This window comes from uncultured Flavonifractor sp. (assembly GCF_944385615.1).
Taxonomy (GTDB): Bacteria; Bacillota; Clostridia; order Oscillospirales; family Oscillospiraceae; genus Flavonifractor.
Genome location: NZ_CALWXV010000003.1, coordinates 93,472 through 107,222, shown reverse-complemented (window position 1 = coordinate 107,222; position 13,751 = coordinate 93,472). Strand labels below are relative to the sequence as shown.

Genomic DNA, 13,751 nt, shown 5'->3' with positions numbered 1-13,751 from the left:
GGCAAGGGCGCCATCAACAACCGCATGACCAACAACCTGATGCGCCGCCTGGAGGCCAAGGGCGTGCCCACCCACTATGTGGAGGAGCTCAACGACCGGGAGACCGCCGTGAAGAAGGTCTCCATCGTGCCCCTGGAGGTCATTGTCCGCAACATCTCCGCCGGCTCCTTTGCCAAGCGGTATGGCGTGGAGGAGGGCATCGTGTTCGACGAGCCCACCATTGAGTTCTCCTACAAGAACGACGACCTGGGCGACCCCCTGCTCAACACCTATCACGCCCTGGCCCTCAAGCTGGCCACCAAGGAGGAGATCGCCCTCATTGAGAAGTACACCTTCATGGTCAACGACCTGCTGAAGGGCTTCATGAAGGAGATCGGCATTGATCTGGTGGACTTCAAGCTGGAGTTCGGCAAGACCGCCGACGGCACCATCGTGCTGGCCGATGAGATCTCCCCCGACACCTGCCGCCTGTGGGACGAGAAGACCCACGAGAAACTGGACAAGGACCGCTTCCGCCGGGATCTGGGCGGCGCTGAGGAGGCCTATGAAGAGGTCATGCGCCGCCTCATGGGGGACAAGTAAGACATGGGAGGCTTTTTTGGGACCATCTCCAAGCGCGACTGCGTGATGGATGTCTTCTTCGGCACCGACTATCACTCCCACCTGGGCACCAAACGGGGCGGCATGGCAATCTACGATGCCGCCACCGGATTTCAGCGCCAGATCCATAACATTGAGAATACTCCCTTCCGCACCAAGTTTGACAAGGACCTGGCGGATTTCCACGGCTGTGCCGGGATCGGCTGCATCAGCGACACCGACCCTCAGCCTCTGATCGTGCGCTCTCATCTGGGTCTGTATGCCATCATCACCGTGGGCATCATCACCAACACCGACGCTCTGGTGGAGCGGTACTTTTCCGAGCGGGGCCACCAGTTTATGGCCATGAGCTCCGGCAAGGTCAACGCCACCGAACTGACCGCCGCCCTTATCAACCAGAAGGAGGATCTGGTCAGCGGCATTCGCCACGCACAGGAGGAGATCGACGGCTCCTGCACCATGCTGATTCTTACCTCGGACGGTATCATCGCCGCCCGAGACAAGCTGGGCCGGCTGCCGGTACTCATCGGCCGGAACGACGAGGGCTGCTGCGTCTCCTTTGAGTCCTTCGCCTACCACAAGCTGGGCTATACCGACGCCTACGAGCTTGGTCCCAATGAGGTGGTGAAGGTGACGGCGGATGGATGGGAGACGCTTGCCCCCGCCGGGGACAAAATGCGCATCTGCGCCTTTTTGTGGACCTACTATGGCTATCCCAACTCCAACTATGAAGGGGTCAACGTGGAGGTCATGCGCTACCGCAACGGCGAGATCATGGCCCGGGACGAGGTCCAGAAGGGTCAGCTGCCCAAGGTGGACTATGTGGCCGGTGTGCCAGACTCTGGTCTCCCCCACGCCATCGGCTTTGCCAACCGCAGCGGCAAGCCCTTTGCCCGCCCCTTTGTCAAATACACCCCCACCTGGCCCCGGTCCTTCATGCCTGCCAACCAGGAGGCTCGCAATCAGGTAGCCAAAATGAAGCAGATCCCTGTCCCTGAGCTCATCGAGGGGAAGAAGCTGCTCTTTGTGGACGACTCCATCGTCCGGGGTACCCAGCTGCGGGAGACGGTGGACTTTCTCTATGAGTCTGGGGCCGAAGAGGTCCATATGCGCTCAGCCTGTCCCCCCATTATGTACGGATGCAAGTATCTGAACTTCTCCCGCAGCAACTCCGATATGGAACTGCTGGCCCGGCGCACCATCCAGGAGCTGGAGGGCGACGAGGGACAGCAGCATCTGGAAGAGTACGCCGATTCCTCTACCCAGCGGGGCCAGTGTATGCTCAAGTCCATCTGTGAGAAAATGGGCTTTGATTCCCTGGGCTATCAGTCCCTGGAGGGTCTGCTGGAGGCCATCGGCATCGACCGGGACAAAATCTGTACCTACTGCTGGACCGGCAAGGAATAACCCTTTCCCAGCCACCACGTCCAAACCCCATACGCAAAGGAAGATCAGAAAACTATGGCAACGATTCATGAAGAATGCGGTGTGTTCGGCGTATGTGCAGCCGGCATGACCCACGCCGCTTCTGTCACCTACAACGCGCTCTATGCCCTGCAGCACCGGGGCCAGGAGAGCGCCGGCATAGCCATCAATGACGATGGCGTCATCACCAGCCACAAGGACGTGGGACTGGTCAGTGAGGTATTCACCCCTGAAATTCTGGAGCATCTGGGCCCCGGCAGCATGGCTGTGGGCCATGTACGCTACGCAACCACCGGCCGGAAGAGCCGCACCAACGCCCAGCCCATGGTCATCAACCACATCAAGGGCTCTATGGCGCTGGCCCACAACGGCAACCTAACCAACGCCGCTGAGCTGCGGGAAAAGCTGGAGCTGTCCGGCGCTATTTTCCACACCACCAGCGATACTGAGGTCATCGCCTACACCATCACCGGCGCTCGGCTGAATAAACCCTCCATCGAGGAGGCGGTCTCCGCCGCCATGGATGTAATCCAGGGTGCCTACTCCCTGGTCCTCCTCTCCCCCCGCAAGCTGATCGCCGCCCGGGACCCCAACGGTTTTCGGCCCCTGTGCATCGGCACACTGGACAGCGGCTATGTCTTTGCATCGGAGAGCTGCGCCCTGGATGCCATCGGCGCCCACTTCCTCCGGGATGTGGAGCCCGGCGAGATCGTGATTGCCGACCAGTCCGGCCTGCGGAGCATCAAGGACCACTGCGGCAAGACCAAGAGCAGCCTGTGTGTGTTTGAATTCATCTACTTTGCCCGGCCTGACTCGGTGATCGACGGCGCTGGGGTCCACGAGGCCCGGCTGCGGGCCGGGGCCTTCCTAGCCTTAGAGCATCCCGTCCAGGCCGACATTGTGGTGGGCGTGCCCGACTCCGGCATTGACGCCGCCATCGGCTACGCCCGGCAGTCCGGCATCCCCTACGGCACCGGCTTCATCAAAAACAAATATATTGCCCGCACCTTCATCGCCCCCGGCCAGAAAAACCGGGAGGACAAGGTGCGCATCAAGCTCAACCCCATTTCCTCAGTGGTTCGGGGCAAGCGGGTGGTCATCATCGACGACTCCATCGTCCGGGGCACTACCTCGGCCCGCATTGTGGGGCTGCTGCGGGAGGCGGGAGCCACCGAGGTCCACATGCGGGTGTCTGCGCCCCCCTTCCTCCACCCCTGCTATTTCGGCACCGACATCGACTCACGGGACCACCTCATTGCCTGCAACCATACGGTGGAGGAGATCGCCCAGATCATCGGGGCTGACTCTCTGGGCTACCTCAGCGTAGAGAGCGCCCACAAGCTGGCCAACGGCTGCAGCTGCACCTTCTGCGACGGCTGCTTTACTGGTCAATACCCGGTACCAGTGCCCCAGGCCAGAGAGAAATTTCGTTTTGAACAGAAAATCGGTCAAACCCAATAACAAGGGAGGTTTCTCCGTATGAAAAATTCCCATTCTGAGTCCTACGCCGCCGCCGGCGTGGACGTTACCGCCGGCTATGAGGCGGTGGAGCGCATCAAGCCCATGGTGGAATCCACTTACATTCCCGGCGTGATGGGCACCCTGGGCGGCTTCGGCGGCCTGTTTGCCCCCAACATGTCCGGCATGAAAAAGCCCGTGCTGGTGTCCGGCACCGACGGTGTGGGCACCAAGCTGCGGCTGGCCCAGCTGATGAACAAGCACGACACCATTGGCATTGACTGTGTGGCTATGTGCGTCAACGATATCATCTGCGGCGGCGCTTCTCCCCTTTTCTTCCTGGATTACATCGCCTGCGGCAAGAATGATCCCGCCCGTATCGCTGATATCGTCTCCGGCATCACCGAGGGCTGCCGTCAGGCAGGCTGCGCCTTGGTGGGCGGCGAGACCGCCGAGCACCCCGGTCTGATGGCCGACGACGACTATGACGTGGCCGGTTTCTCCGTGGGTCTGGTGGACGAGGAAAAAATCATCGACGGCAAAGATCTGGTTGTAGGCGATGTACTCATTGGTCTGGCCTCCAGCGGTGTCCACTCCAATGGTTTCTCCCTGGTACGCAAGGTGCTGGACGTGGAGCACGCCGACCTGACCGCTCCCGTGGAGGAGCTGGGGGGCAAGAGCCTGGGCGAGACCCTGCTCACCCCCACCCGAATCTATGTCAAGGCTGTTCAGTGTCTGCTGAACAACGAAATCCACGTCAAGGCCATCAGCCACATCACCGGCGGCGGACTGTATGAAAACGTGCCCCGGATGATGAAAGAAGGCCTTACTGCCAGAATTGAGACCGCTGCCTTCCCCGTCCCCCCCATCTTCGGTCTCATCGCCAAGAAGGGCGATATCCCCATGCGGGACATGTACAACACCTTCAACATGGGCGTGGGTCTTATTCTGGCCATTCCCAAGGATGAAGTGGGGCAGGCCAAGGAGCTGCTCTGCGGCTGCGGTGAGCAGGCCTATGTCATCGGCTCCGTGGTCAGCGGCGATGCTGGGGTGGAATTGGTATGACGAGAATTGCTGTACTGGTCTCCGGCGGCGGCACCAATCTCCAGGCACTCATTAACGCCCAGGCCAGAGGAGAGCTGAAAAATGGGGAGATTTCTGCCGTTATCTCCTCCAAAGCCGACGCCTATGCCCTGGAGCGGGCAAAAAATGCCGGTATTCCCGGCTATGTAGTGGCCCGGAAGGACTACTCCTCCAATCGGGATATGACGGCGGCCTTGGTGGACAAATTGAAGGAGCTGGACATTCAGCTGGTGGTACTGGCAGGCTTCATGCACATTCTGACCGAAGAGATGGTGGCGGCCTACCCCAACGCCATCCTCAACGTCCATCCCGCCCTCATTCCCTCCTTCTGCGGGGCGGGCTATTACGGCCTTCACGTCCACGAAAATGCCCTGGCCTATGGGGTAAAGGTCACCGGCGCCACCGTCCACTTCGTCAATGAGGAGCCGGACGGTGGCCCCATCGTCCTGCAAAAGGCGGTGGACATCCTGCCCGGCGACACGCCGGAGGTCCTCCAGCGCCGGGTGATGGAGCAGGCCGAGTGGCATATCCTGCCCCAGGCGGTCTCTCTGTTCTGTCAGGGCCGCCTCTCGGTGGAGGGACGCATCGTAACCATCAAAGAAGGGGAATGATTGTATGAATACATTGGATCTGACTGAACTGCTGCGCTCCAACCCCTATCCCGGCCGGGGCATCGTGCTGGGCCGCTCCTCTGACGACACCAAGGCAGTCATGGCCTACTTCATCATGGGCCGCAGCGAGAACTCCCGCAACCGGGTCTTTGTGGAGACCCCTGACGGCATCCGCACCCAGGCCTTTGACCCCTCCAAGATGACCGATCCCTCCCTCATCATCTATAACCCGGTGCGGGTATTCGGCGCCTCCACCATCGTCACCAACGGCGATCAGACCGACACCATCCGGGAGGGACTGGCGGCGGGCAAGACCTTCTCCCAGGCCCTGCACACCCGCACCTTTGAGCCGGACGAGCCCAACTACACCCCCCGCATCTCCGGTCTGGTGAAAAAGGACGGCGATTATGTGCTGTCCATCCTGAAGAGTGCCGGCGGTGACCCCGCCTCCTGCCGCCGCTATTTCTTTACCTATGAAAAGCCCCTGGCCGGTCAGGGCCACTTCATCCACACCTATATGGGGGACGGCAATCCCCTGCCCTCCTTTGAAGGAGAGCCGGAGCAGGTAACCATCCCCAGCGAGACCCCGGAGGAGTTTGCCCAGCTGATCTGGGAAAGCCTGAACGAAGACAACAAGGTTTCCCTGTTTGTACGGTATGTGGACCTTATGACCGGCAGTTGGGATACCGTTATCCTCAACAAGCATCAGTAAGAAGGAGGAAGCACAGAACATGACCGAACTGGAGCTGAAATACGGCTGCAACCCCAACCAGAAGCCCGCCCGCATCTTCATGGAATCCGGTGAGCTGCCCATCAAGGTACTCAACGGCAAGCCGGGCTACATCAATTTTCTGGACGCCCTCAACTCCTGGCAGCTGGTGAAGGAGCTGAAGGAGGCCACCGGTCTGCCCGCCGCCGCTTCCTTCAAGCATGTCTCCCCCGCCGGCGCTGCCGTTGGCACTCCTCTCTCCGACGTAGAAAAGCAGATCTACTTTGCCGAGGATATGGACCTCTCCCCCATCGCCTGCGCCTATGTGAAGGCCCGGGGAGCCGACCGGTTGTGCTCCTATGGCGACTGGGCCGCCCTGTCCGACGTATGCGACGCCTCCACCGCCCGCTACCTGGCCCTGGAGGTCTCCGACGGCGTCATCGCCCCCGGCTACACCGACGAGGCCCTGGCCATTCTCAAGACCAAGCGCAAGGGCGGCTACAACGTGGTAGAGATCGACCCCAACTACGTTCCAAAGACCATCGAGCATAAGGACGTGTTCGGCATTACCTTCGAGCAGGGCCGCAACAACTACGCCATCAGTGCCGACCTGCTGAACAACGTGGTTACCGATAACAAGGACCTGCCTGAGCAGGCCAAGCGGGATATGATCCTGGCCCTCATCACCCTGAAATACACCCAGTCCAACTCCGTCTGCTATGTGAAGGACGGCCAGGCCATTGGCGTGGGCGCCGGCCAGCAGAGCCGCATCCACTGCACCCGTCTGGCGGGCTCCAAGGCGGACAACTGGCTGCTGCGCCAGCATCCCAAGGTGCTGGGCCTTCAGTTTGTGGAGGGCATCCGCCGTCCCGACCGGGACAACGCCATCGACGTATACATCTCCGACGAGTACGAGGATGTGCTGGCCGAGGGCGTGTGGCAGAACACCTTCCAGGTCAAGCCCGAGGTGCTGACCGCAGAGGAAAAAAAGGCCTGGATTGCCACCCAGTCCGGGGTGACCGTGGGCTCTGACGCCTTTTTCCCCTTCGGCGACAATGTGGAGCGGGCCCGGAAGTCGGGTGTGTCCTATATTGTCCAGCCCGGCGGCTCCATCCGGGACGACCATGTCATTGCCACCTGCAACAAGTATGGCATTGCCATGGCCTTTACCGGGATGCGGCTGTTCCACCACTGATAGGCGCATCGCCTGATATCAACGAGAAACGAGGTATAATGCTATGAAAGTTCTCGTCGTAGGCGGCGGCGGGCGGGAGCACGCCATCTGCTGGAAGCTGTCCCAAAGTCCCCATGTCACCCGGCTTTTCTGCGCCCCTGGCAACGGGGGCATTGAGTCGGTGGCCCAGTGCGTTCCCATTGCCGCCACCGATGTGGATGGCATGGTCAAGTGGGCCAAAAGCCACGGCATGGACTTTGTGGTCGTAGCGCCCGATGATCCTCTGGCCCTGGGCATGGTGGACGCCATGGAGGCGGCAGGTATCCCTGCCTTCGGCCCCACGGCGGATGCCGCCATCATTGAGGCCAGCAAGATTTTCTCTAAAAATCTGATGAAGAAGTACCACATTCCCACCGCGCAGTATGAGACCTTTACCGATATGGACCAGGCTCTGGCCTATGTGGAGGCCCAAGGCGCCCCTATCGTGGTAAAAGCCGATGGTCTGGCCCTGGGCAAGGGGGTCATTGTGGCCCAGACGGTGGAGGAAGCCAAAGAGGCCGTTCGCTCCATGATGAGCGACCACCGCTTTGGCGACGCTGGGGCTAAAATCGTCATTGAGGAGTGCATGACTGGTCCCGAGGTGACGGTATTGGCCTTCTGCGACGGCGAGCATTTGCTGTGTATGCCCTCCTCCCAGGACCATAAGCGGGCTTATGACGGCAATCAGGGTCCCAACACCGGCGGTATGGGGGCCATCTCCCCCTCCCCCAACTACACCGCCGCCGTGGCTATTCAGTGTATGCGGGAGATCTTTATGCCCACTGTGGCGGCTTTAAAGGCAGAAGGCCGTCCCTTCAAGGGTGTGCTCTACTTCGGTCTGATGATTACCCCCAATGGCCCCAAGGTCGTGGAATTCAATGCCCGCTTTGGCGATCCCGAGTGCCAGGCGGTGCTCTCCCTACTGGACTCCGACCTGCTGGAGATCATGGCCTCCTGCCGGGACGGTATCCTCAACAAGATGGATATCCAGTGGAAGCCGGGCGCCGCCTGCTGTCTGGTGCTGGCCTCCGGCGGCTACCCCGGTAGCTACCAAAAGGGCCATCCCATCACAGGCCTGGACGAGGCTGGGGAAACCGCCGTGGTGTTCCACGCCGGTACCAAGCTGGACGACAACGGTGATATCGTCACCAACGGCGGCCGGGTCCTGGGTGTCACCGCCACCGGCGAAACCTTGGACGCCGCCATTGACGCGGCTTACGATGCCGCAAAGCATATCCACTTTACCGACATGCACTTCCGCACCGATATCGGACGGGTATAATTATCTTTTATAACATGAAAAATGGCCGCCTGTGAAGGCGGCCATTTTTATATGTTTTGTAATTGATGTCTCTCAGTTCCCGCCGAACTCGTTAAAAAAGCGGTCGTGGATGACCTGAACGGCCCGGTCAGCCTCGGGCAGGTCCACCAGCACGGAGACCTTGATCTCACTGGTGGAGATCATGTTGATATTGATACCGGCGTTGTAGAGGGCTTCAAACATCTTGGCAGCCACGCCGGGATTATGGATCATACCGGCGCCCACGATGGACACCTTGGCAATGGAGTCGTTGACGTCAATATGGTCAAAGCCCAGGGCAGACTTATTTGCCTCCAGCACTTCCTTAGAGCGCTCCATGTCCTGCTTGCTCACAGTGAAGCTGATGTCCTTGGTATTGTTGCGGCCGATGGACTGGAGGATGATATCCACATTGACCTTTTCCTTGGCCAGCAGAGCAAAAATCTTAAAGGCGATACCGGGCTGGTCGGCCAGCCCCACAACGGCCAGACGAGCCACATTCTTGTCGCAGGCCACCCCGCTGACGTGCATTTTTTCCATGGTTTTTGCAACCTCCTTGACTTTGGTGCCGGGCTTGCCGGAGAAACTGGAGAGCACCTCCAGATTGACGCTGTAGCGTTTTGCCATTTCCACCGAGCGGTTGTGGAGCACCTGGGCACCCAAGGTAGCCAGCTCCAGCATTTCGTCATAGGTGATCTCCTCCAACTGGAAGGCCCCAGTGACGTGGCGGGGATCGGCGGTAAATACGCCGTCCACATCGGTGTAGATCTGACACAGGTCGGCCCGCAAAGCAGCGGCCAGGGCCACCGCCGAGGTATCCGAGCCGCCCCGGCCCAGGGTGGTGATATCGTCGTACTTGTTCAGGCCCTGGAAACCGGTGACAATCACGATGCACTTTTTGTCCAACTCGGCCAGCACACGCTCAGTGTCCAGGCGCTTGATGCGGGCATCCCCGTAAACGGAATTGGTGCGGAATCCAGCCTGCCAGCCCGTCAGGGAGATGACAGGATAGCCCATGGCCTCAATGGCCATGGCACACAGAGAGCAGGAGATCTGCTCACCGGTGGACAGGAGCATATCCATCTCCCGCTTAGAGCCATTGGGGTTGATCTCAGCGGCCTTGGCGATCAGATCGTCGGTGGTGTCTCCCTGGGCGGAGAGCACGGCCACCACATTGTGGCCCCGGCGGTAGGTCTCGGTGATAATACGGGCCACGTTACGGATGCGGTCGGCATCCGCCACAGAGGTGCCTCCAAATTTTTGTACGATGAGTCCCATTGGTGTTTGTACCCCCTAAATCAGGTAAAATCTCTTACAATATTGTATGCGCTCAGTCCAGCACCCGGAACACGGAGCAGGGGCTCAGCCGGGAAAGGCTGGCATCCAGCGCGGAACGAGTCATAGCCTTCGGGGTGAGGAAAGCAAACTCATTTTCCGGTGCACCGGCCCGAGGCAGCAGCGCGGCCTCCGGGAAGGCAGCTTTGACCTCTTCCAGCCGTCCCTCTACCCGGACATACCAGACACTCTCCAAATCGGTGGGCGGAACGGCTACATCGTCGCCCCCCTCAGACCAGAACATCCGCTTCTTTTCATCCTTATGGCGGGCAGCATCGATGACGTCGGCCACCACGGCGGAGGCGGTGGGCAGCTTGCCGGCTCCCCTGCCGTAGAACATCACGTCTCCGATGGCGTTGCCCTTGACGGCGATGGCGTTGAACACGTCCTCCACCCCCGCCAGCGGGTCCTCCCCATCCACCAGATGGGGCGCCACATAGGCGCACACTTTGCCGTCCTCCCGATGAATGGCCCGACCCAGCAGCTTGATCTTCTTGCCGCAGGCATCGGCATAGGCCACATCAGCCAGCGTTACGCCGGTGATGCCCTCAGTGGGCACCTGACGGGGATAGACGTGGCGGCCAAAGGCCAGAGAAGCGAGAATGCAGATCTTCCGGCAGGCGTCATGACCCTCGATATCGGCGGTGGGGTCCTGCTCGGCATAGCCATTCTGCTGGGCCTCCTTCAGGGCCGCCTCAAAGCTGAGCCCGGCCCGGATCATCCGGGTGAGGATATAGTTGGTGGTGCCGTTGAGGATGCCGCAGATCTCCTCGATCTCATTGGCGGCCAGGCACTGGTTCAGAGGCCGGATAATGGGAATGCCGCCCCCCACGCTGGCCTCAAACAGATAGCTGACGCCCTTTTCCTGGGCCAGCTTGAGCAGCTCGCAGCCGTGCTCGGCCACCAGTTCCTTGTTGGAGGTGACCACGCTCTTCCCGGCCATCAGCGCCCGGTGGGTAAAGTCCAGGGCCACCTTGGCTCCCCCGATGGTCTCCACCACAATGTTGACCTCAGGATCGTTTTCAATGATGCTGAAGTCGTGGATCACCTGATCGGCAAAGGGACTGTCTGGAAAATCCCGTACATCCAGAATATATTTCAGCCGGATCAGATCGTCCACCTTTTTGTCAATATGGCTGCCGTTGGTAGCCAGAACCTCCGCCACACCGGAACCTACCACGCCAAAGCCCAAAATCGCTACGTTCACCATTGTAATGCCTCCTTACCTCCAAAGGGCCGTTACCCCGATAATACCTGACTATTCAGCACACCGTTTTCCTTTCTCAGCCGCTCCAGCAGCTCCTCCATGGGGATTTGAAGCCCGGAAGTCTCCGCCCCCACTGTCACCGCTGCGCAGCCGTTGACGGGGATCGCCTGGTTAATGGTCAGAATATTTCCGCCGGTGGCGGCAAAAATATTCAGGACTGCCGACAGCACCCCCGGCTCATCCTTCAGCATGATCTGAAAGGTAACGATGCGTCCGTGGAGCATATCGTTGAAGGGACGGATGGTGTCCTTATATTTATAAAAGGCGCTGCGGCTGATGCCCACCCGGCGTACCGCCTGGTTGACCGCCCCGGCCTCACCGGTTTCCAACAGCCGCTTGGCCTCCGCCACCTTCAAAAACACTTCCGGGAGCGCGCCGGCCTCCACAATGAAATAGCCTGGTGCCTTGCCCATTCTATGGCCCCCTTTCTGTCCTTGACAGAAAAGCATTTGTTTTTGTATTGTGGTCTATTTTAGCACAATAAAGTCCCTCGCGCAAGGTCCAACTTTCCCCTGCACGCCGATTTCCTCCTGTGATCCACAGCCGAATTTGGTCAATTTATACATATTTCACAAAGGAGGGGCTATTTTGCGGGAGGACAGGTACCTGCGGTGGGTAATCCGTCTGCTGTGGGCAGGTCTGGTACTGGCCGGGGTTTGGGCGGGCTTTCGGTGGGTGCTGCCTTGGCTTGCCCCCTTTCTGCTGGCGGCCATTTTGGCCTGGCTGCTGGAACCGCTCATCCGGCTGTTGACCGAAGTATGCCATCTCCCCCGCCGTCTGGCGGCGGCACTGTGTACACTAGCGACAGTGGCTCTGCTTGGGGGGATTGCAGCACTGCTGCTGTGGCGGCTGTGGTACGAGCTGGTTCAGCTAGCCGGGCGGCTACCCACATTGCTGGGGAATCTGAGCGCGCTGGCCGACCAGGCGGAGAGCTGGCTGTACCGTCTCTTTATAGCCCTTCCCTCCGATCTGCGGAAACCAGCCCGCCAAGCGGTAGAAGAGCTGGCCCGCAGCGCACTGGCCTTGCCGGGACAGATGGGAGAAACCGGGGCGGCTTGGGTGGCAAATACCCTCTCCGCCCTGCCATCGGCCGGGCTGTTTCTCTTTACCCTCTTTCTGGCCACCTACTTTTTCAGCGCAAGCCGCCCCGGCCTGCGGGCAGCAATCCGGCAGCTGCCGTCCCACTGGCAGAGCCGGCTTAGTTGGTGGCAGCAAGCTACTGTACAGGCAGCCGGAGGCTGGCTGCGGGCTCAAGGGCTGCTTCTCATGGCTACCTTTGCCCAGGTAACGGTCGGCCTGCTTCTCCTGCGGGTGGAACCCGCTGTCCTGCTGGCTGGCCTTACCGCGCTGGTGGACGCTCTGCCCATCTTTGGAAGCGGTACAGTGCTGGTTCCCTGGGGGATCTGGGCGCTTCTGAGCGGAGACCTGCTTCGTGGATTTGGCCTTTTGTTCCTGTATGGACTGGTTACCCTGGTGCGCAGCCTTCTGGAGCCCCGTCTGGTCGGCCGGCGGGCAGGGCTTCCTCCCCTGGTGGCGCTTATTAGTATGTATGGAGGCTTTCGGCTCTTCGGTATCTTGGGGCTGTTACTGGCGCCGCTGGCGGCAGTGGTGATCTGGCAGCTCTGGATGGAAGGCAAGCCTGACCCAGAAGTAAAAAAAGGGACGGCGCCCAAGCCGTCCCCCAGAAAAGATCCGCCCTGCAATCAGTGCTGATTGATGCAGAAGAAGGTAAAATCGCCGGTAGCCAACAGGGTTCCTGTCCCGTCACAGATTTCTACGGCAAGCTGACAAGTACTCTTACCCCGATGCCGGACCCGGGCGGTGGCCGTTACTTTTCCGCTGCGGGCAGAGCGGATAAAGTCGATGCCGCCGTGAAGCGTGACATACCGGCGGCCATCAGACCGGCAGGCACAGCCACAGGCACAGTCGGCCAGGGTATAATAGGCACCTCCGTGCAGCAGCCCATAGGGGTTGAGGCTGTCCGGTACGACCTCCAGCGTCGCTTCCGCCTGTTCCGGGCCAACCACTCTGTATTGGATACCATTGTGTTCAGCAAATGCGTTGGGAAGCAACGGGTGTTTTTGTTCTTCCATCGTGTTCTTCCTCTTATGCTAACATGATTCGGCCATGTTCAATGGCCTCCACCGTGGCCAGCGCCTCTACCCGGATACCCATCCGGCGCAGCACTCTTCCGCCCTCCCGCATGGACTTTTCAATGGCCACGCCTACGCCAACCACTTCCCCGCCCGATTTGGATACCAGCTCCAGCAGACTGAGCATCGTCTGGCCGTTGGAAAGAATATCATCCACCAGCAGCACCCGGTCGTCCTCTGTCAGGTATTTTCTGGATACCCGCAGGGTATAGGATTTATCCAGCGAAAAGGAGTGGGTCTCTGCGGAATACACATCCGGGTCGATGTAGCCGGTCTGAAACTTCTTGGCGTAGATCACCGGTACATCCAGAGCTTTCGCGGTAAAGCAGGCCAGCGCAATGCCGGAACTCTCAGCGGTCAGCACTTTGGTGATCCGCTCTCCCCGATACCGTTTGGCCAAAGCGGCACCCATCCGCTCCATGAGATCCATATCCATACAGTGGTTGAGGAACATATCGACATGAATAATGTCCCCCTCACCCACGATCGCGTCACTGAGTATGCGTCGTTTCAGTTCTTCCATGTTTTCCCCCTTGCGTATGTTGACGCGGTTTTGACATGCCTGTATCAGCTATCAATTATATCCCATTTTATGCC

Annotated in this window: 14 protein-coding genes; 9 read left to right on the top strand and 5 right to left on the bottom strand. The window is 59.8% G+C overall.

Annotated elements, in window-relative coordinates; genetic code table 11:
• From purC to purD, 8 genes are all read left to right on the top strand, one after another.
• A partial coding sequence (gene purC, locus Q0J75_RS02215; RefSeq protein WP_297196355.1) for a phosphoribosylaminoimidazolesuccinocarboxamide synthase occupies positions 1 to 582 on the top strand: 582 nt, incomplete at its 5' end.
• Between the two features lie 3 nt (positions 583 to 585).
• Positions 586 to 2,007 carry an amidophosphoribosyltransferase gene (locus Q0J75_RS02210; RefSeq protein ID WP_297196353.1) on the top strand — a complete coding sequence of 474 codons (1,422 nt, stop codon included), beginning with the start codon at positions 586 to 588 and terminating at the stop codon, positions 2,005 to 2,007.
• A gap of 54 nt (positions 2,008 to 2,061) precedes the next feature.
• Positions 2,062 to 3,486, top strand: coding sequence for an amidophosphoribosyltransferase (purF, locus tag Q0J75_RS02205; RefSeq protein ID WP_297196351.1), 1,425 nt, complete (start codon positions 2,062 to 2,064; stop codon positions 3,484 to 3,486).
• Between the two features lie 18 nt (positions 3,487 to 3,504).
• Complete coding sequence (gene purM / locus Q0J75_RS02200; protein WP_297196349.1) at positions 3,505 to 4,548, top strand: phosphoribosylformylglycinamidine cyclo-ligase; 1,044 nt, start codon at positions 3,505 to 3,507, stop codon at positions 4,546 to 4,548.
• Positions 4,545 to 5,177 (top strand): phosphoribosylglycinamide formyltransferase, encoded by a 633-nt coding sequence (gene purN, locus Q0J75_RS02195; RefSeq protein WP_297196347.1) that lies wholly within the window; start codon positions 4,545 to 4,547, stop codon positions 5,175 to 5,177. Before purM ends, purN begins: the two co-directional genes overlap by 4 nt.
• A 4-nt stretch (positions 5,178 to 5,181) precedes the next feature.
• On the top strand, positions 5,182 to 5,889 hold the full coding sequence (locus tag Q0J75_RS02190) for an IMP cyclohydrolase (RefSeq protein ID WP_297196345.1): 708 nt from the start codon (positions 5,182 to 5,184) through the stop codon (positions 5,887 to 5,889).
• A 19-nt stretch (positions 5,890 to 5,908) separates the two neighbouring features.
• Positions 5,909 to 7,081, top strand: a complete 1,173-nt coding sequence (locus Q0J75_RS02185) for a phosphoribosylaminoimidazolecarboxamide formyltransferase (RefSeq protein ID WP_297196343.1) — start codon at positions 5,909 to 5,911, stop codon at positions 7,079 to 7,081.
• A gap of 43 nt (positions 7,082 to 7,124) precedes the next feature.
• Positions 7,125 to 8,381, top strand: coding sequence for a phosphoribosylamine--glycine ligase (gene purD, locus Q0J75_RS02180; protein ID WP_297196341.1), 1,257 nt, complete (start codon positions 7,125 to 7,127; stop codon positions 8,379 to 8,381).
• Between the two features lie 72 nt (positions 8,382 to 8,453).
• Here the strand turns inward: purD and Q0J75_RS02175 are convergent, their stop codons facing one another.
• The 3 genes from Q0J75_RS02175 to Q0J75_RS02165 are packed head-to-tail and all read right to left on the bottom strand — an operon-like array spanning position 8,454 to position 11,414.
• On the bottom strand, positions 8,454 to 9,677 hold the full coding sequence (locus Q0J75_RS02175) for an aspartate kinase (protein WP_297196339.1): 1,224 nt from the start codon (positions 9,675 to 9,677) through the stop codon (positions 8,454 to 8,456).
• Positions 9,678 to 9,729: 52 nt separating this feature from the next.
• Positions 9,730 to 10,944, bottom strand: coding sequence for a homoserine dehydrogenase (locus tag Q0J75_RS02170; protein ID WP_297196337.1), 1,215 nt, complete (start codon positions 10,942 to 10,944; stop codon positions 9,730 to 9,732).
• A 29-nt stretch (positions 10,945 to 10,973) separates the two neighbouring features.
• A complete protein-coding gene (locus Q0J75_RS02165; protein ID WP_297196335.1) occupies positions 10,974 to 11,414 on the bottom strand; it encodes an ACT domain-containing protein in 441 nt (146 codons plus the stop codon).
• A gap of 175 nt (positions 11,415 to 11,589) precedes the next feature.
• On the opposite strand from Q0J75_RS02165, the gene ytvI reads away from it, so the two are divergent.
• Entirely contained in the window at positions 11,590 to 12,714 is a 1,125-nt protein-coding gene (ytvI, locus tag Q0J75_RS02160; RefSeq protein WP_297196333.1) for a sporulation integral membrane protein YtvI, read from the top strand.
• Here ytvI and Q0J75_RS02155 read toward each other — a convergent pair.
• Positions 12,705 to 13,094, bottom strand: coding sequence for a PaaI family thioesterase (locus tag Q0J75_RS02155; protein WP_297196331.1), 390 nt, complete (start codon positions 13,092 to 13,094; stop codon positions 12,705 to 12,707). The genes ytvI and Q0J75_RS02155 overlap by 10 nt on opposite strands.
• Positions 13,095 to 13,107: 13 nt before the next feature.
• Positions 13,108 to 13,677: a xanthine phosphoribosyltransferase gene (locus Q0J75_RS02150; protein ID WP_297196330.1), complete on the bottom strand. Its 570-nt coding sequence runs from the start codon at positions 13,675 to 13,677 to the stop codon at positions 13,108 to 13,110.
• Between the last annotated feature and the right edge of the window lie 74 nt (positions 13,678 to 13,751).